Genomic DNA, 19,475 nt, shown 5'->3' with positions numbered 1-19,475 from the left:
CCCGTACTGGAGCACTGTAGCTAAAGGGCACGGACGGAGCGAAACGACAATACGGTCGGTGAACGGATTTTTCACCTGACCATGCGCTTACCTCGCGCTAACCCCATTCTGACCTGGGCTCTGTACGGTGCGAGGTGCTGCTTCGGCAACGCGGGGGCGTGCTGTCGCTGCCCGGGAACTTCCTGGTCAGCGGCAGCATCCTGCCGGAGCAGCCACCAGGAGACAGGGTGTCGAAAGTCCGCATTCGGAACTTTTCGACATCAAATGCTTACTCGTCTTGGGCATGTACATACGGGAGGAATCACCCATGGCTGTCGGAGTGCGCAAAGGAACACCCCCCTGGATTCCCTTCGTGCAGCTCTCGCCTCACTCCGCGGCACCCCTGCTGCCACGGCAGTACACGCCCGGGAAAGCCGATGTCCCACAGAACCACCATGACCTTGTACCGGCGACCGGCGGCATCGACCGTGATGCTCCTGCGCACCCGGCGCCCCCACTGGAGCAGAAACTCCCGCTCGGCCACGAGGCAGCATCCTGCGATCACGACGGCCCGCACCTCGACCTGAACGCGCTACGCGCACAGGACGCCGACACGCTGATCACTGCCATCCAAGCAGTGTGGCCTGACCGGCTGAGCGCTGAGCCGCAGACCCTCGCGGACGTCATCGAGCGCCCTTACCTGCTGCCCTTCGCCTACCGGCGCTCCTGCACGCCCGGCGGCGTGGCCTTGTCACCGCAAGCGCGCGCCCTGATCTGCTGTCTGCTGCGCGCGGCCGGCCACGACCCCGAGGCCATCCGGCCGACGACCGCATCCACGCACGAGCACCGGCCCTCCAGCGAAGACGACACCGACCTCGAGGTCGTCGCCTTCGTGCGGCACTACTACGCGGCCGACCGCAGCCCTCTGCGACGGTTCGCCTCCCGCGTCGACACCGCCTATCTCAAGCAGCACCCCGAGGCCCTGTCCGCCGTCTACCAGCACCACCTCACCCTCGTCCCGGAGGCGCGCTGGCCGCTGCCCGTGCACGTCGAAGAGCGCATCACCACCCTGCTGAGCCAGCGCGAAACCGCCTACAGCTGGCAACCACCATCGTCTGACCCGCACCCGCACCCGCACCCGCACCCCGACCAGCAGCCGCGCCCGCGGCCGCGCCCTGAAGGAGACAGAACAACCGTGGAATACGATCCCTTCACCCACGCGCTCCAGGAGGATCCGTATCCCACCTACGCGTGGCTGCGAGAGAACGCACCGCTGTACCGCAACGACCACCACGACTTCTACGCCCTGTCGCGCCACGCCGACGTGCGCCTGGCGCTACGCGACCACGCCCTGTACTCCAGCAGCCGCGGCGTCAGCCTGGAGATGTGGGACGTCGTGGCACAGCAAGGACTCAGCGCCGCCGAACTCGTCGGCTTCATCGCCCTCGACCCGCCGCAGCACACGCGCCTGCGCGCCCTGGTCGGCCGCGGATTCACCCGCGCCCGCGTGGCCGCGCTCGAACCGGCGATCCGCGCCATCATCCGCCAGCACCTGCACCGCGCCTGGGAGAGCAGCGACGGGAGCTTCGACTTCGCCGAGACCTTCACCCTCATCCCGATGGACGTCATCGCCGAGATCCTCGGCATCCCGGCGGCCGACCGCACCATGGTGCGCGACATGGTGATCGACGTCGGCCAGCGCCAGGACGGCGACACCCAGCTGCCGATGAGTTTCTGGGAATCGCTGCAGGACCTGACCACCTACTACGGCCACCTGATCATGGAACGGCGGGCCCACCCGCGCGACGACCTCATCAGCACCATGGCCACCGCCGACCTCGACGGCGACCGGCTCACCGACCAGGAGATCATCGCCTCACTGCTGCTGATCAACGCCGCCGGCACCGAGACCGTCACCAAACTCGCCGGCAACGCGTGGTACCAGGCGTGGCTGCACCCCGAGCAGCAGGCGCTGGCCTGGGAAGGCAACATCGACGGCTGGGTCAACGAGACCCTGCGCTACGACGGACCCGCCCAGGCCCTGGCACGCGAACTCACCCGCGACACCCTCCTGCACGGCACCCTGGTTCCCGCCGGATCGCGCATCCTGCTGCTGGGCGCCTCGGCCAACCGCGACCCCCGGGTCTTCCCCGACCCGGACCGCTACGACCTCAACCGCGACACCGGCTCCGCCATCCCGTTCGGCGGCGGACCGCACTTCTGCCTCGGCGCGGCCCTGGCCCGCATGCAGCTGCGCATCGCGCTGGAAGAGCTCATCACCGCCGTCGACGCCTACGACATCGACCCGGAAGGAATCCGCCTGGCGTGCACGACGAACCTCCGGGGCTTCGCCGCGCTGCCGACCACGGTCAAGCTGCGATGAACCGGCGGGCCGCTGCCGTCCGGTGCAGCGGCCCGCCACGAGTTTCCGCTCAGACATTCACATATGCGCGCACTGCAGCGCTTGCACCAACGCCCGATGCTCCTGATCCGCCGCGCCCACCTGCCCATGCAGATCCGCTGCCGCCCGCCATGCCCGCGACGCCCGCGGCAGCGCCACCATCGCCTGCAGGATCTCCGCCGCCCGCGCCTGCGCGGCCGCCGCCCCAGGCAGGTCCCCGGCCGTCTGGTCGATCGCAGCCAGCAGCTCGTGCGCCTCCACCGCCACCGGCCCGACCAGATCCCGGTGCCGGACGATCTGCTGCGCCCGCTCCCGCGCCTGCACAGCCCGCCCGCGCACCAGGTCGACGCGCGCTAAGGCGAGCTCACACGAGGCCACGTCACCCGGATGGGCCGGCGCCGCGATCAGGTCGGCATGCGCAGCCGCGAGCATCTCCTCGATCCGGGCCAGATCATCGGGCATGTGCAAGAGCATGTGCTCGGCCAGGAACATCCGCAGCCGACCGGAGGCGAGCCGTCCTCCCCGCTCCTCCTGCAGACGCAGCGCCCGCTTACTCAGCAGCTCGGCGTTGTCCCGGTCACCGAGGACCATCGCCACGGCCGCGCCGTTCCAGGCCGCCGCCAGCTGCGCCCGCGTCGAGCCGATCCAGTCGGCGACCTCCAGCAACTGCTCGTTGAACTGCGCCATGCGCGCGTACTGCCCGCGCTCCATGTAAGCGGCCAGCAGCGTGGCGCCCAGCTCGACCAGCCGGTCGGTCCACCCCAGCGGCTCCTCCCGCTCCAGCGCCGCCTCACCCACCCGTACGGCCGCGCCGAGGTCGCCCACCTCCCGATGGCACCGGCACAACGCCAGCGCGATCGAGATGCGCTGCTCGCGGTGCCGAATCTCCTGATCTGCCATCTCGACCTGTTCCGAGCTCACCTGCTCCAGCAGCGTCGTCAGCCGGTCGATCGCAGCCCGGCGATCACCCGTGGCCTCCAGCGCCAAGGCGTAGCCGTACTCCACCTGCCAGCGCAGCTGAGGCACCAGCGGCAGAGCGGGCTCAGATCGCAACCGTGTGAACTCCTGGACGGCGACCTCGAGCCGGCCGTCGCGCAAGGCCTTGTCCGCCCGGTCGGCCCGGGACCGCAGCACGGCCATGTCCTGGGCGGCGACGCCGTGCTGCAGGTGCACCGGTGAACAGCCCAGCCGCTCGGCCAAGATTCCCAGCACCAGCGGCGACATGGTCTCCTCACCCGCCTCATACGCCGCGATGTCGTCCTCGGCGAACTCCGGTCCGGCCAACTGCGACCAGGTCATGCCGGCCTGCTTCCGCAGCGTCCGCAGTCTCCACCCCGCCGTGCTGTCACCGATCACGTCGCGCTCCTTGCTCTGCCGACGACCCACTCATCGATCATTTCATGGGCGTATCGGCCACCACCGTTGATGATCACCGTCGCTCGCAGAGACTTGTCCCCATGCGGACGTTGTGTCACACGACGGTCCACGGGACAATTCCTCCCGAAGATCATGACCGTGATTCGGAGAAACCCGTGACCAGACGCAATCGACGCACCGCCCTCGTCACCACGGCCACGGTGGCCCTGCTCGCGTTCGCCGCTCCCGGGACGGCAGCGGCCGACCCGCGACCGGCCGACCGCGCCCCGGTCTCAGCGCCGGCCGCCGGGGGAGCCTGCTGCTACCAATGACCCCTGCCGCAGGCGACCGCGGCGCGGCGGTACGGCGCATGGTGCCGCGCCGATAAGGCGGCACCCGGGCGCGACCGACGAAACGACTCGGCCGCAGCGCACGTCACAACCCCGCGTGCGCTAACGCCTGCTGATACGCCTCGGCGCTGCCCTTCGCATCATCCAGATCCTCGCGGATGCGCGCGATCGCCAGCCATGCCCGCGCGATTCGCCGGGTGGGCGGCGCCGTGGCCAGCCATGCGCCCGCCGCCGACAGTTCAGCAAGGGCGTCTCGCGGCCGCCCCAGCTGCGCCATGATCTGCCCGGCCAGCAGATGCCGCTCCGCCCGCACATCGTGTGGCAGCTCCTCCAGCCGGTCGTCGACCACCGCCAGGTGTTCCTGCGCCTGCCGCACCGCGCCTGCCGCCAGCTCCGCTCGCGCGAGATCCACCGCGCACCGCACCGTTTCCCGCTCAGCACCGGAAAGTCCGCGCAGTTCCTCCAGCGCCCGCGACAGCACCGGCCGCCACGCGCCGCCGCGCTCCGGTGCCACGCTCAGCGCGATCGCGGCATACCGGCTGCGGACCCGGTCCTCGCTGGCGCCCGCCGCGCCGCTGCCCAGCTGCGCGGCGATCGCCCGTTCGATGGCCGTCAGCGCCTGTTCGCTCTGTCCGCTCTCGGCGGCCACGAGCGCCGCGGCGCGCCAGGCGGTCGCCAGCGCCGGGGGAGCGGCGAGCCGTTCGGCGGCCGTCACCAGCTGCCGGCAGAACTGCTGCGCCCGCAGTAGGTCACCGCGCTCGATATAGGCGGCCAGCAGTTCGACGCCCAGCTGGATGATCCCGGTATCCCACCGGGGCGCCGGCGAGCCCAGTACCACCGGTTCGGCGATCGCCACCGCCGACGTCAGATCACCCCGCTGCCGGTAGCACGATGACAACCGGCTGATGACGGTCATCGCCGCGTCGGCGGGTAGGGGCTCCTCACGTTGACGGATCCGTTCCAGCAGCGTGATCGCCTCATCCAGTTCACCGCAGGCTTGCATCGCCGCGGCCAGCCCGAGCTCGGCCTCCCGGTGCAGCTCCGGCAGACCGGTCAAGCCGCTGTCATGGACCAGCGCGGCATACCGCGCCCGCGCTTGAGCATGCGTGCCGGTCTCCAGCGCCGTACGCGCCTCCCGAAGACCTTCTTCGAACGTCGTCGTCTGCTCGGGCGTCACGCCGTGCCGTAAGTACAGGACGGAGCACCCGAGCTTGTCGGCCAGCAGTTCCAGCACGCCGGGCGTGGGGATGCGCTTACCGCTCTCGATCAGGGAGACATAGCTGTCCGACACCTCCGGGTGGGCAAGCTCCGCCTGTGATAGCCCTCGTTGCCGACGAGCGGCCTTGATGCGGTCCCCGACCGACGCTCCCACTACAGCAGTAGACACGGCATCCCTCGCCCGAACGGTCCTTGCGCGGCACGGCTCGTCCGATAGCCCGTGCGCCCCACGCGCCGTCACCCCACGATCCTGCTACGGCGTGATCCACAGGCAAATCTACCTTTACAGGCCACTTTGCTGATCGCTACCCGCCGCCAACGAACCAGATCGTTACCGCGGATGCCGGGTCCCGCGCGGACCCTGTGCGACGCCTCATCGCACTGACGGAACTTCCGGCTGCTCCGGCGGTCGACCCTCTGCTCCCACGATGTCGCCCTAGCCTGTCGGGGAAGCGCGCAAGAACATCAAGGAGCCGACGGATCCGCGTGAGCGGGTGGCAACCGTCGGCTCCATCGTCACTCACCGCACAGCGAGGACATCCTCCAGAGTAGGGCGTGTCCGCCGTCCCGGGAACGCAACACTCGGCGGTCTCGGCGCGAGCGCCCATATAGGCGCTGCCGCGGCGTCGCCGGAAAGCACCGCGGACGGCGAAAGGCGATCACCGACAGCCGTATCCTGCCTCTACCGACGTCGCCGGCGTCAAGGGGAGGGGTAGTCGCATGATCCGCGCGGGCCGTACCGCGGTCGACGCCGCCGACTTGGCCAAGCTGCACGGCATCACCAGCGTTGTCACCGCCCGCAAGAAGGGTCTCTACAGCGACCCCACCCTCCCGGCTCCCATCAGCGCAACCCGGAAAAGACTCTGGGACCGCGACCAGGCCGCGGCGCACGCGGCAGGCGAACCCATCCCCGAGCTGCCCGCCGAGGACGACCCGGACGATCTGCTGGAGGCGCAGGAAGCCGCCGCGTTGTGGGAAATCACGCCCAAGCGATGGCTGAAGAACGTGGCCGAGGACTACGCGCCGCCAGCGAGCGCCGAGGTGTACGGCATCCCGCACTGGACGCGCGCCACGGTCACCGGCTACCGGAGGCCGGGCGCCGGTGCGGGCGCGGGCCGGCCACGTGGCGCCCGCGACAGCCGGCCGCGCGCCCGCAGCATCCGGGACGAGCAGCACCACAAGCGGGTCCGCCAGGTCCAGGAGATGGTGAAAGCCGCAGCCGCCGAAAAGCGTGAACTGAAGGGCCCCGACGTCGCTGTGGAACTGGGGATCAGCAGAGCCCAGGGCCGACGACTGCTCGATATCGCCCTTGGCCTGCAGGCAGAAGGCGCCGCGACGCACCGCTGAGCAGAGCCGAGCGGCTCGAGCTCTTCGCCGTTGGCCCCTTGCGCCCTGGCTCTCACCACGGGCGAGCACTTGTTGCCCGGCCACGTCCGCGACGTGAGATCTTTCGGCCCCTCTCAGGCCAGACCGTGGCCGAAGGAGCGCCTGACGTTGAAGCACGTCGCGCAGCAGGGACAGCTTCTGCCCGGTTCCGATTGCCGCCCCACCGGCACGCCGCCGTGACCTTGCATCGACCTCTCGTGACGGGAACGCCCGCCGAGGAGGATCGGCAAGGTCACGGCGGCGTGCCGCGGAAGGACCTCGCCGCAGGCGGCGCCTCACGCTCGCGGCCGCCCAGGCAGTGAGTGACCTCACTCGCGTTGACCGCTAAATACGCTAGGATTTTATATGTGACCGAGAGAGGTGGCATCTCTCGGCGAACTCACCGCACTCATCCAAAGGACACCAATGAGCATCGATCACACTCGCGGCGTGAAGTGGCAAGACCTCGTCCGTGAACTTCGCCAGCGGGGCGACATCACCCTGCCCCGCTTCCTCGAGGAGACCGGCTTGGAGCTGGAAGACCTCTACCGGCGCCGGGAGGGCTGGACGGCACTGCGCCGCGCGGCCGGGCTAGAAGGCCCGGCCGCCGATGCGGCAGCCGACAAGCACCTCGGCCGGGCTTTCGGCCGGATGCTCCACATCGACGACGCCGAACGCCTGGACTTCCTGCGCGCGGTGCTGAACGGCGATGCCCACCCGATCTCCGGTCGGCGATCCCGGCTGCTGGCGATGGCCGAGGCCGCACTGTGGGGCAGCGTCGACTCCTGCCGCGACGTCGCAACCCGGCTGGCCCGGATCAACGAGGTGCGAGCGGCCGAACTCGCGCAGCTGGTCGACATCCTCCAGGCCAGGGCGCTGGACCCCGCTGCGCCTCTGGACCCGGCGGTCCCCCTGCGAGTGCATGCCCGCTACAGCAAGAACGAGACCTTGGCCGCTTTCGGCCTGACCAGCTTCGAGCACATGCGCCAAGGCGTCCTCTACGTTCCCGCCCACAAGGCAGACCTGTTCTTCGTCACGATCGACAAGGCGGAGAACCAGTACTCCAAGACAACGCTCTACAACGACTACGCCATCACCGAGGACCGGTTCCACTGGGAGTCGCAGAGCACCCTGCACGCCGACGCGCCCACCGCCCACCGCTACATCGGCGGGCAGTCCACCGCGCATCTGCTCCTCCGCCCGTCCAAACGGGACACGGGTCTGGGAGCTCCGCCGTACGTGTACGCGGGACCCGTAAGTTACATCCGCCATGACGGTGAGCGACCCATTCGCTTCGTCTGGCAGCTGGCCCATCCGCTGCCGCCCGAGGTCTTCCAGTACGCCGCTCGGGCGTAGTAACACGCCCGGGTCAAGCGTCGCGGAGACTTCACCGATCGGCTGGCCGCCACCCGATGGCGGCCAGCCTGCCCGCTTCCTCGCTGATCGACGCGGGCACCTCGATGCCGGTAGCGCAGCCGATGATCAGGCTCACGCGGCCAACGAGCCGCATACCCCTCATCCCCACGGCGGCAAGGGCCGCCTCCCTACACTCCGCATATCGGTATTTACGCTAAGATTTTCTATGCGACCGAGGGGGTGGCATCCCTCGGTGAACTCACCGCATCTACCAACGGAGGACACATGTCATCTCCTACGAGCCCAACTCAGCGCACCGCGGTGCTCGCCGCGATCCTCAACGACGCGTCCGAGGACGACCTGGACGCCTACTTCGAGGCGATCAAGGAGCGTCACGTCATCCTGAAGCGGCTGGCCTCCGCCGCCGTGACCACGGGCGTCACGGTCCGGATCGTCGGCATCAAGCCGCGCTTCCTCGACGGGCTGACCGGCACCGTCACCGATGTGGTCTCCCCGGCGCGACGAAACGCCACCCAGTGCGTGACGATCCTGCTGGATGAAGCATCCACCGAGATCTACAAGACGCATCGCGCATCCCCCGTCCTGCAGGACAACCGGGCCACGGTCGCCGGCATCCCCATCATCTGCTGCCGACCGCTGGACGCGGCCGGATCGCTCTGACCGACAGCGCGGTCCGCTCACCGCGAGCGGCGCCCTGACGAGCGGGCCGGGCACACGATGCCCGGCCCGCTCTTTTCTTTCCCCGCCGCAGCAAGCGCCCACGATCACCACCCCTCGGGTCGTGCTCACCGCCGTCCCTTCTACGGCCAGGGCGTCCGATCACCCACGCGATCAGCCGCCGTCGACGACGCGAACATCACCATCCGCCGGTCCAGCGGCTGCAGGACGCATTCGACCGGCCCGGCGAGACGCCCATGGCGCGCCTGCTTCCCGCGCCTGACGACCAGCCGAACGCCCGTGAGCAGGCACCGCATCACCGCCGCCTTGGCGGGGATTCTGCCCGGACGCCGCTTCGGCCGTCTTTCTGAGCTCCTCCCACCAGCCGGAACCTCCCCGCTGGCTGTCGCTTCGACCAGTAGACGCCTGATCGCCCATGCGAGGCAGCCCGCCCGCTACGGGCTGGACGGCATCCTTCCCGATCCCCGCCGCCGGGCCTGAACGCCTTGATCGGACCGGATACCGTCCAGCCCGCGGACGTGCGCAGGTATGAATGCGCAGGCGCAGCAGGACGGTCCCGCCGGTAGCCCGAGCCCTCGCCTGATGGCAGGCCGGCACATAACCGGCCGGCTTCAACGGATGTGCTCCAGCCCGAGACCGGACCGATCGGCGAGCCGGGCGATCGCCGCGGCGTCCGGCTCACCGGCCACGGGACGTCCGAGCCGTGCCGTGAGCGGGAGAGGCACCGAAGCCCGGTGACAAGGCGAAGACCGGCGGATGGTCTCCGAAGAGACCGCGGAATGGCACTCCTGTCCGCCGGCCTTCTCTCCAATCCGAAAGGACAGTCACGCTCCCCTTCCGAAGCACCCATGGTACGCCCTGGGCGGAGCGCCCTGACGCGCACAGGACTAATACCCCAAACACTCATAAAAACCGTAAACGCTCTTAAAAGGTAAAATCAGGTTGTGTCGTGTGGAGGCACCCACCGGCATCAGCCCGCCTTTTCCAATCCGATATCCGAAGGACATCCGCCATGCCTCATCCAGCGCCGCGGCGCCCATCCGCACCGCCTTCCCCCAGCGCCGAGCAACTCCTGCTCTTCGCCACCGAACCCGCCGAACCCACCAGGCCCGCTGCGGGCTCCCTGGCATCCGCCTGCTCGCCGACCTGGGGCCGCCACGGCTCCAACCCTCCCCGCTACGGCTGGCTCGGCCGCGCCTATGTCGCGCTCGCCGACGATCCCGAGGCCTTCGCCCGCGCCGACAGCACCGTCCGGCTCGCCGCCGGCAGCAGGAACCGCGTCGCGTCCATCCGGTTCTGGATGAGGGCCTTCACTCTCACCACCGAAGCCGATCCCGTGCCCGGCCAGGCCTCCAGCGTCACGCTCACCGAGCGCGCGCACTGGCTGCTGAACCCTGACACCGGCGTCGACCCCTACCTGGAGGATCCCGCCAGTCTCTGGCTGCTGCACTGGTGGCTGCTGTCTTCGCGCCCGTGCCGCGTGCCCACCTGGCACGTGGCCTTCAACCACATGCTCACCGTCTTCTCCACCGACACCTTGCACCGGCGTCTCGGCGCGCTGGCCGACCAAGCCGGATGGAAGACCCCCAGCGCGAAGGTCATCAATGAGGACATCTCGTGCCTGGTGCGCATGTACAGCCCGGATCGCAGCTGGGCCGACAACCCGCAGGCGCACCTGGAGGACATCATCGACCGGCCGTTCGCCTCTTTGATGCTGCTGTCGGCCCCCGAGGACGGTCAGCTGCGTCTGAACTCCGGTGTCATGCCTGCCGAGGTGGTCGCCTACGCCTGCCTGGCCTACAGCCACACCATCGACCCCGCGGCCCGCACGATCTCCCTCGCCCGGCTGGGCACCGACGTCGGCGGGCCGGGCCGGGCGTTTCGGCTGTACTCCCGTCAGCTGACCGCCTACCTGCAGCGGGTGGCCGACACCCACGCCGGCATCCAGCTCGCCGAATCACTCGGTGAGCCGGTCCTGATGTTCGACGAGCCCGCCATGCCGATGGGCGGGCACCTGCTGAGCACCCTGTACTCCCGTCCCGGCTACGAGGCACCGCCCTTGCCTGCGCACTGATCCCGTGAGCACCGGCCCGGTCGGGGGACACGATCCGAACCGCTGACGGATCCCTCGACCGGCACCTCATCACCGATCCTGCTCAGGCCCATCTTCGATTTCTCTGCCACCGATCGGTAAGAACCGGACACCGCCCCTCCGTCGTACACGACCGAAAGCGCTCCTGCGCTTTTCCCGAGATCCCCCCAGGGCCGTACCGCAAGGAAAAAGTCATTCCGCAGGAGACGGAGAAACATGAAGTTGCGCTTTTATTTTGAGGGATGAATTGGCTGTATCCTATTAAAGATGGACGGGATGGCACCCCGGTCATCGTCTACTCCAGTCCCGAAAAGAAACAAGAGCGTGAAATCCGTTTCCGTCCTGCCGTCCAGAAAGCAACTGGAACGGCTGCGCGATATATCCAGAACCCGGCCTCTGTCTCTCGGCTCGCTCGGCGCCGGAGTCCAATCGAGCACGCTTCTCCTCATGTCGGCGCTCGGCCTGGCTCCCAGGGAGGTGCCGAGATACGACGCGGTGATATTCGCCGACACGCAGTTCGAGCCGCAAGCCGTCTATACGCATCTCGCCGTCCTCGAGGAGATCGCCCGATCCGCGGACATTCCCCTGATCAAGGTGACCGCGGGAAGCATCCGCCACGATGCGCTCAAACCATCCGGCCACTACGCCGCCATGCCGCTCCACATCCTGGGCGAGGACGGCCGCCGCGGAATGATCAAGCGTCAGTGCACCGAGGAATACAAGGTCAAACCGATCAAGCGCGTGGTCCGGGCGGCGCTCGGGGCACCCATCGATGGCGACGGGAGCGTGGGGAGAGTTCCCGCTGGCCGCTACGCCTACCAGGACATCGGTTTTTCCGCCGATGAAATGCGACGCGTCAAGGACGACGAAGCACCAGGCCCCCACAGCGAACTCATCTATCCGCTGATCCAACTCAAGATGACACGCGAAGATTGCGTGAACCTCCTTTCCGAATACGGAATGGAGAATACCCCGAAATCAGCCTGTGTGGCATGCCCGTTTTCCGGGAACGCCCGCTGGAGAGCGATGCGCGATACGCAGCCCGACGACTGGGCGGCCGCAATCGAATTCGACGAGAAAATCCGCAACGGACATCCCGCCGCAGGCACGCCATTGAGAGGTCAAGCGTTCGTCCACCGATCCCGGGTGCCGTTGGCCGAGGCGAACATCGACCAGGTCACCCCGCGTGAATGGCGCGACCGGCAAAGCGCGATCAGTATCGCCGACTATGAGGAAGACCCGCCCGGCTGCTCCCCCTACGGCTGCCGCCGAACCGAGATCCCCAAGGAGGCAGCGATAGAAGCCGGAGCCTGACCGAGAAGAAAGAGGGTGGCTCGGCCCCCGGGCCGCCCTCTCTCTCGCGATTTCCATAGCGCCCGCAACCGGTGCCCGCGGTCGATGCCTACCGAAGCCCCCGCCCTCCGGCGAGCCGTCTTCCAAGGTGCCCGTTCCGCAGCCGCGACTTTCCCGCACATCAACGAATTCTGATTCAATGAACGTGCCGGTCTTTATGGCACAAAGAACGGCGCGTCATTCACCGATCCGACAGGAAACCCCATGAAACCCACCCACGACTTTCCCGGTCAGTTCCTCTTCCTGCCCCCCGAGGCGGCGCAACCCGGAGACGTCCTCATGGAGAGGAGCGTTTTCGGCCCCCTGGCCACCAGCCCGCGCCCCCACGCCGACGGCGAGATTCTGCTCACGATCGAGGGCCGGGCGCCCGTCTCGGTGCCGGGCACCAACAAAGTGCGGCTCTTCCGACCCGACGACCCGGCCGCCGCCGACACCTGCGCCTGCGGAGCCCCGCCGGGGGAGCGGCACGATGCCGTCAACTGCCCCCTGTTCGACGACCTCCGGTACGCCGCCCGCACCACCTGGCACCACCTGGACGAGCGAGGACGCCCCGTCGGATGGGACCTGCCCGGAGTCTTCCAGCGCCTCCCCTACTGCGAAGTGACGAACGGCGACATCGTGCTGGAGCCGGACGCGTGCGGCGTCATCGTCCAGTGGTCGCAGGGCCCCCTGCTGACGCGCAACGGCTTCCCCCAGCGGGCACCGGACGCGGACGCGCAGGTCCGCTTCTACCGGCCCGCCGATCCCTGGCACGCCGCCGCGTGCATCGACCCCGAACGCTCACCCGGCGGCTACGGCCCGCCGTGCGCGGAGAGCCACTCCAGCGACTTCTGCCTGTCGATGATCGACCTGCTCAACATCGCCTACCAGCTGTGGCCCGGACTGAAGGAGGAGCACGAGCGAGCGTATGAGCAGTCCGTCGTCCTGGCGCGGCAGCGCGACGCGGCGTTCGCAGCGGACGTGCGGGCATGCGCCACTCGCCTGGAGAGGGCGATGAAGGCCATCAGTACCCTCGGCGCCGCCATCAGCACGCACGGCCAGCAGGTGGAGGTGGCCTGGCCGGACGGATCGGTCTACTCCATCGACAGCGCCCTGTGCCCGGCCGACGATCACGACGCCCCCCACGACGGCTCACCCGCCGCCATGCTTATCAGCCGACGACGTCCCGAGGGCAAGACCACCACCATCTGCAGCAACATCGCGGTCATCCCGGTCCCGCCCCGGTACGCGCACGACGCCCGCCTGCACGCCGAGTTCGCCCTGGCGGCCATCATCCGGGACCGGAACCTGCTGGCCCGGCAGGCACCACATCGGATGTAGGCACCGCCCAAGAGAACAGACCGGCGGCGCCGGTGCCGCGCCAACCGCCCATCGAGGAGATCTCCCTCCGCCGGTCCATCCAGCACCGCAGCAGGCGTAGACGACGCCTCACCCACCGGCGCGCCGGTGGGTGAGGCCGCCTCTGCCGAGCCCGCCGCGAGGGCGGGCCCCTCTCGAAGCCGGCGCACCACCCGGAAGGTGACCCCGGCACCCGAGTACCCGTCACAATGGTCGGATGCAGGTCGATCTCACCCAGGCGCGCCGTATCGCCCAAGCGAACGCCGGACGCCGCCTCATCGGCGACGACGAGATCACCACAACCGGTATCGCGGCCCTGACCGGCTCACATCCCGCCACCGTCCGGCGCTGGGCCGCCGACCCCGCCAGCGGATTCCCGGCCAGTGTGCGCACCGGCGTGTTCCGGCTGGACGACGTCGTCGCCTACCTGCGCCAGCAGGAGGCTCTCCACGACGACACCTTGCTGCGTCTCGCCGAGTTCGCGGCCCTGCAAGAGGTTGGAGCCGCAGTGGTCAGGCAGTACGCCGACCACCCCTACCTGGTTCAGCGCAACGACCCAGCCAACGCCGACAGCAAGGGGCGCCCGCGCTGGCGTTATGGCGACCTGGTCACCTTCTGGTACGAGATCCGACCCAGCAAAGCCCTCCAGCCCCGCGGCCGCCCCGACCCGCTGCTGCCGCACGTGCGAGCCATGCAGGCCGAGGCACGCGCCGCGGACCGCCCGCTGGACGAGACAGCCATCATCCGAAAGCTGGGCGTGGGAGAGCCGCGGGCGCGGCGCCTGCTGACCGCCGCCGCCCGCCCGCAGCCCCTCGACGACGATCAGCGCACCGCCTTGGCCCCCCGCGTAGAGCAGATTCTGCGCCAGGCCGCCGCCCAGGGGATCCGGGTGACCGGTCCCGCTCTCGCCGAGCAACTGAGCATCCGTGTGCAGGACGCCCGTGCTCTCCTGGCCGAGGCCCGCGAGAAGCTCCGATCCCAGCAACCGCCGCCGGCTGCGCCGCAGCGCACCATCAGCCCTGGACTGGCCGCGGCGGTGCAGTTGCTGCGCGACGCACGCGCCGCCGGAACACCGTTGACGGGCTCCCAGGTCGCGGCCCACGTCGGGGTGAAGGAGCGGCAGGGATTTCGCCTGCTGGCCCAGGCGAAGAAGCATCTCGCGGCCGAGTCCTAGCAGCCGCGCGGCGCTGACGGCCATGGCCTGCGGCCACTACTGCCCACAAAGCGCGCATAAATGAACTAAAGTGAATATGTGTGACCGGGATGGCACCCCGGTTCGCCGCTCTCGTCTCCTCCGATCCGAAGGTCCCCCCCTATGTTGTCCACCGCATCGGGCGGCGCCGCGCTCACCCGCGAGTCTTCCGCCCCCACACCCCCGTTACTGCCCCGCCCGATCTGGTACGGCATCGTCCCGGCCGCCGAGGTGGACACCGTCCTGCACACCGGGCTGTGGCCCACCTCGCAATACGACTACCCCGACCTGACCAGCCGCGTGCCCGGCTACGTCTACCTCGTCACCGCCGACGTCCTGGTGTGGGGCGAGGCCTGGACCGGCACCCCGGTCCCGCAGCAGGACCACGCGATCATCGCGGTCAACCTGACCGGCATCAGGGCCGCCCTGCTGTGCCCGGACGGCTTCGAGGTCCCCGACCACCACACCACGGCCATCGCCGCCCCAGCGCCCCCGATGGCCGACACAACAGCGGCCCTCCACCGCGACGGCATCACGATCCGGGGCCACATCGCCCCTGAACGCCTGGTCGCGGTCCCTGCCGACCGCCAGCACCGGCTGATCGAGTGGGAAGCCCTCATGCGCCCGTTCCTGGACGGCACTGGATGGGCGCTGCCGCCCGCCCGCGCGGCGCACGCCGCACCGGCGCCCAAGCCGCTGATCACCACCGACCGCCCGGCGCCGCCCGCCGCACCCGCCGCTCCCGGCCCGGCCCCGCCGCAATCACCCGCGCGCCCCCGCCTGTACGTCGGCGCTCCGGACCCCTCCTGGCTGGGGCGCTTCGACTTCCCCATGCTCGTCTCCCGAGCGCGCCTGAGTCGCCTGGTCCGCAAGTTTCCCACCGCCATCACCGAATGGATGCTGGATTCCAGCGGCTACAACCACATCCGCAAGCACGGCCGATGGGTGATCACCGCCGAGCAGTACGCCGAGGAAGTCCAGTTCTGGATGGAGGCGATCGGCCGCATGGTCGCCGCGGCCCCGCTTGATTGGATGTGCGAAGAGGACGCCCTCCGGCAGACGGGCAAGTCCATATCCGCACACCAGGAGCTGACCACCGCCAACCTCCTGCGGCTGCGGGAACTGGCTCCCGCCGTCCCGTGGATGCCCGTCCTGCAAGGGTGGCGGCGCAGCGACTACCTGCGGCACATCGAGATGTACGCCGCCGCCGGCATCGACCTGACACGCGAACCCCGCGTGGGCGTCGGCTCCATCTGCCGCCGCCAGAACTCCATCAGCATCGCTCTGCTGATCGACGAGCTGGCCGCGCTCGGCCTGCGCCTGCACGGCTTCGGTGTGAAGATCGGAGGCCTGGAAATGTGCGGCGAAAAGCTGGCGTCGGCCGACTCGGCCGCCTGGTCCGACCACGCCCGCCATCAACGCGACAAACTGCCCGGCTGCACACACGCCGACTGCCGCAACTGCCCGGCGTACGCAGCAGCATGGCGAGACGACCTCATCGACCGCGAGCTGGTCCGGTAAATCCCAACGCGGCAAGCGTCGCGGCCGAACCGCATCAACCCGCGATCGGCCACAACGCCCATCCATCAACGACCCATCCGCTCCTTCACCAAAAAGCGGACAGTACAACCATCGAGCCCCGAACTCCCTCGATCAATGAGGATTCGCGATAACCTAATAACACCTCGAACGGGATGGCACACCGGACGAGGAAAAAACACATCTCCAACTCGGAGGAAACTCATGCAACACGCTGTCGCCCTCGCAGAGGGAAGGACACGACTCTCCGCCGTCCCCCATTCTGATTCGCTGCTACCGGACCCGATTCGGCACCGCGAGGCTTTCACCGAAGCGGCGGGCAGACCCCACTACCGGCTCACCGGCATCGGCTTCACGAAGACCATCGCCCCGGGGGTGACCAGCCGATGATGACCAGCGGCGCCACTCAGATCCACCGGCGGGGCTGCCCCTGCCGCTCGTGCGAGAAGCAGACAACCGCCCCTCTGGAGCGGGCCACAGTCGAAGACATGGCCCGCCTGATAATCGGCGAAATCGAAAACTACAGCGAGGAGCCACTGGACGTGGCCATCCAGCATCGCATCCAGGAGGGCGGGAGCTTGCTGAGACTGGATCCCACCGGGATCGTGGTCACAGCCGACGATCTGACATGGATGCTCACCGCTGAGACCTTGAAGGAAATCGGATCAGGCCGGTGGCGCCTGAGGTAACGAACACAGCGGAACCGCACTACCCGACTGTCATCCCGGAACAACCGCAAGGGTGACATCACACAAACGACGGCCAGGGCGCGAATCCAGCGCCCTGGCCGTCGGCATGTCCGCTTGCCGCATGATGGATAAAAGACGAACCGGCGGCAGCGGTAAACACCGAGAAAACACAGCTCTCGCTGGCCGCGATTCACAGGCCAAACGCGAATAAGGATTCGTGGTAAATTAATAACACCTCGAACGGGATGGCACCCCGAACGAGGAAAGAAACACATCTCCAATCCGAAGGAAACTCATGCAACACGCTGTCGCCCTCACAGAGGGCAGGGCGCGACTCTCCGTCGTCCCTCATCCTGATCCGCTGCTTTTGGACCTGCTTCGACGCCGTGAGGCTTTCGGCCTCAAGACGGAGTACGTCGCCGAGCGAATGGGCATCGCCCGGCACGGTGTCTACGAGCTGGAACGAAAGATCCGCAACGGCGAGAACATCCTGTTCTCAACCGCCGTCAACTACGCCCACGCGGTCGGTGCGCTGTTCACCGCGGAAGCCGACCCCGACTTCACGCCCCCGCCCGCACCGGAGCTGCCCACCTGCAAGAACAAGGAGTGCGGCGGCACCATCCCCAAGGGCACCGGCAGGAACGGCCTGTGCGGCGCCTGCTACAACCGCTGGCACAAGGCCGGACGGCCCGAGCAGGTTCCGCCCCGATCCGGCCGCACCCCCGGCCAGGCGATGGCCGAGCGCCGCCAGGCGATGGCGGCCATCAGGCGAGCCGAAGCGCACCGCCGCTTCACCGTCCTTCACCAGGACGTGGAGACGATCGCCGAAGCCCTTAAGGTGACCGTGGCCACGGTCAAGGGTTATCTGGCCGCTCTACCCGCGCCGGACGACACCGCCGCTCCCGCTGTCACCTGATGACGGCAGCGTGCCCAGGGATGGCGCCGAGACGCCGCCCCTGGGCACGCGTTAAGCGCACAGAACAACGCTTGCGCTGAAGACCGCGCGACCCTTCCCGCTGCGTGGCGCGTGGCCCCGGCCCGCGAACGCCTCGCGCCGCCGAGGCCACGCACCACGCAGCCCCCGCCACCGGCCCCTGACAGCCCCACAGCGCGCCGCCCCGGGCCATCGGCAGGGACAAGGGCCCTCATCCCTTTTCCAGCATCAGGGCGCGCTTCAGGCCGTGCTGGCCCCTAGCGCGCCACACCCCGACAGGACAACACCATGGACGATCTCCCCACCTACGAAAACGACCTCGACACGCTTCGCGCGGCCGGCCTCAGGGCCATCATCACCTCCGACCGGTACATCGAGCTGGAAGCCCCCGACGGCTACAGCGCCCGAATCGGCTGCGACGACCAGCCCCTGCCCGACGACTCGATGGACGTGCCCTGCTGGACGCTGCGTCTGCACCGCCTGTCCGATGCCGCGCTGTTTTGCTACCGCGACTCCGAAGGCGACACCGCACGCTTCGCCAACACGGTCCGGAACCTGCTCGACCAGCTTCCCGATCTCCCCTTCCAGCCTGTCCACCACCAACCGCACTGGATCTCCGGGGCTGTCGCGTGCCTGCCGAAGAGCACCGCTGAGCGGTTCAACCGGGCGGCCCGCTTCCACCCCCAGCTCGACGACGACACCCCGCCCTGCATCGAAGTCGCGGGCGTGCAGAACTACTCCTACGTCCACCCCGCGACGGGCGGTGTGTGCGTGGCGCTCGATCTGGAGGAGGCCGTCGCCGCCGTCCTCGACGAGGCGGGGAACGTGCGGCTGGAGATCACCGTTGGCAGCGTCACCGTGCTGGACACTGCCCCGGCGACCGGTGCCGAGGGCCTGGCCGCCAACCCGGCTCAGGCCGTCGGCGCGATCTTCCGGCTCTACAACGAGATCCTGGCCATCCACATGGAATGCGGTGGCGACTGGAACGGCGGCGACATCGTCTCCCTCGTGGAGCGCTGGTTCGAGGAGATGGGGCTGACCTTCCCCACCGAGCACCTCTACGAAGACACCGACGAAGCCCTGGACGCCTCACGCTGAGCCGCTCAGCGGGCAGGTGCCCACGCCCCGCGCCGGAGCGCGGGCACCTGCCGCATCCAGCGCCGCCGAGTTCACCATTCCCGGCGGCATCACCGCACCACTCCGGCGCTCCTGTCCGCCGCGTCGCGCAGGCACGCGCACCGGCATCTCTGATCCGAACGGAATCCCCATGAAGACCATCCCGACCGACCACCCCGGCAACTACACCCTCGTCACCACCACGGTGTGGCTCGACCACGCCGACCTTCCGCCTGTGCCCGACTGGTACGGCAAGGACATGCGCGTCGAGTCCGCCGTCATCACCTGGCGATGGGACAGCCGTGGCGGGTGGGTGAACCACGGCATCGAGGTCCGCGGAACCGTCCTGCGCAAGGACAAGACCTTGACCGCGCGGTCCACCAGTCGCCGCCAGCTCCCCGGCGCTCCCGTGGAGAGCCTGCCGCCGGAGTACAGCGACCTCATGGAGCGCAACCGTCCTGCCTGGACCCCGCTCCCCGCTTGACCCCGACTCGGGTG

16 protein-coding genes are annotated in these 19,475 nt (G+C 68.8%); 14 read left to right on the top strand and 2 right to left on the bottom strand.

Going from position 1 to position 19,475, the window contains the following annotated elements:
- Window positions 1-616 precede the first annotated feature (616 nt).
- A complete protein-coding gene (locus tag IEZ06_RS28125) occupies window positions 617-2,362 on the top strand; it encodes a cytochrome P450 (RefSeq protein WP_229798796.1) in 1,746 nt (581 codons plus the stop codon).
- 57 nt (window positions 2,363-2,419) lie between these two features.
- Here IEZ06_RS28125 and IEZ06_RS28120 read toward each other — a convergent pair whose 3' ends face one another.
- Window positions 2,420-3,736, bottom strand: a complete 1,317-nt coding sequence (locus tag IEZ06_RS28120; protein ID WP_189239701.1) for a helix-turn-helix domain-containing protein — start codon at window positions 3,734-3,736, stop codon at window positions 2,420-2,422.
- 176 nt (window positions 3,737-3,912) lie between these two features.
- Here IEZ06_RS28120 and IEZ06_RS28115 point away from each other — a divergent pair, with 176 nt between their 5' ends.
- Window positions 3,913-4,068, top strand: a complete 156-nt coding sequence (locus IEZ06_RS28115; RefSeq protein WP_189239700.1) for a hypothetical protein — start codon at window positions 3,913-3,915, stop codon at window positions 4,066-4,068.
- A gap of 103 nt (window positions 4,069-4,171) precedes the next feature.
- Here the strand turns inward: IEZ06_RS28115 and IEZ06_RS28110 are convergent, their stop codons facing one another.
- Window positions 4,172-5,458, bottom strand: coding sequence for a helix-turn-helix domain-containing protein (locus IEZ06_RS28110; RefSeq protein WP_189239699.1), 1,287 nt, complete (start codon window positions 5,456-5,458; stop codon window positions 4,172-4,174).
- 566 nt (window positions 5,459-6,024) lie between these two features.
- Here IEZ06_RS28110 and IEZ06_RS28105 point away from each other — a divergent pair.
- From IEZ06_RS28105 to IEZ06_RS28050, 12 genes are all read left to right on the top strand, one after another.
- Window positions 6,025-6,651, top strand: a complete 627-nt coding sequence (locus IEZ06_RS28105) for a hypothetical protein (RefSeq protein ID WP_189239698.1) — start codon at window positions 6,025-6,027, stop codon at window positions 6,649-6,651.
- Window positions 6,652-7,119: 468 nt separating this feature from the next.
- Window positions 7,120-8,025 (top strand): DUF3427 domain-containing protein, encoded by a 906-nt coding sequence (locus IEZ06_RS28100; protein ID WP_189239697.1) that lies wholly within the window; start codon window positions 7,120-7,122, stop codon window positions 8,023-8,025.
- A gap of 285 nt (window positions 8,026-8,310) precedes the next feature.
- Window positions 8,311-8,706, top strand: coding sequence for a hypothetical protein (locus IEZ06_RS28095; RefSeq protein WP_189239696.1), 396 nt, complete (start codon window positions 8,311-8,313; stop codon window positions 8,704-8,706).
- Window positions 8,707-9,736: 1,030 nt separating this feature from the next.
- A complete protein-coding gene (locus tag IEZ06_RS28090) occupies window positions 9,737-10,798 on the top strand; it encodes a DUF4007 family protein (RefSeq protein WP_189239695.1) in 1,062 nt (353 codons plus the stop codon).
- Between the two features lie 342 nt (window positions 10,799-11,140).
- Window positions 11,141-12,130, top strand: a complete 990-nt coding sequence (locus IEZ06_RS28085; RefSeq protein ID WP_203872194.1) for a hypothetical protein — start codon at window positions 11,141-11,143, stop codon at window positions 12,128-12,130.
- Window positions 12,131-12,373: 243 nt separating this feature from the next.
- Entirely contained in the window at window positions 12,374-13,489 is a 1,116-nt protein-coding gene (locus IEZ06_RS28080; RefSeq protein ID WP_189239694.1) for a hypothetical protein, read from the top strand.
- 235 nt (window positions 13,490-13,724) lie between these two features.
- On the top strand, window positions 13,725-14,681 hold the full coding sequence (locus IEZ06_RS28075; protein ID WP_189239693.1) for a hypothetical protein: 957 nt from the start codon (window positions 13,725-13,727) through the stop codon (window positions 14,679-14,681).
- Between the two features lie 141 nt (window positions 14,682-14,822).
- A complete protein-coding gene (locus IEZ06_RS28070; protein WP_189239692.1) occupies window positions 14,823-16,220 on the top strand; it encodes a deazapurine DNA modification protein DpdA family protein in 1,398 nt (465 codons plus the stop codon).
- 506 nt (window positions 16,221-16,726) lie between these two features.
- Window positions 16,727-16,927, top strand: coding sequence for a hypothetical protein (locus tag IEZ06_RS28065; RefSeq protein ID WP_189239691.1), 201 nt, complete (start codon window positions 16,727-16,729; stop codon window positions 16,925-16,927).
- Window positions 16,928-17,294: 367 nt separating this feature from the next.
- Complete coding sequence (locus IEZ06_RS28060) at window positions 17,295-17,843, top strand: hypothetical protein (RefSeq protein WP_189239690.1); 549 nt, start codon at window positions 17,295-17,297, stop codon at window positions 17,841-17,843.
- 306 nt (window positions 17,844-18,149) lie between these two features.
- Window positions 18,150-18,959, top strand: a complete 810-nt coding sequence (locus IEZ06_RS28055) for a hypothetical protein (protein WP_189239689.1) — start codon at window positions 18,150-18,152, stop codon at window positions 18,957-18,959.
- Between the two features lie 169 nt (window positions 18,960-19,128).
- Window positions 19,129-19,461, top strand: a complete 333-nt coding sequence (locus IEZ06_RS28050) for a hypothetical protein (RefSeq protein ID WP_189239688.1) — start codon at window positions 19,129-19,131, stop codon at window positions 19,459-19,461.
- Window positions 19,462-19,475 lie beyond the last annotated feature (14 nt).

Source organism: Planomonospora antibiotica, from assembly GCF_014647955.1.
GTDB lineage: Bacteria > Actinomycetota > Actinomycetes > Streptosporangiales > Streptosporangiaceae > Planomonospora > Planomonospora parontospora.
The sequence above is the reverse complement of the archived record's forward strand: the minus strand, read 5'-3'. Positions and strand labels throughout refer to the sequence as shown.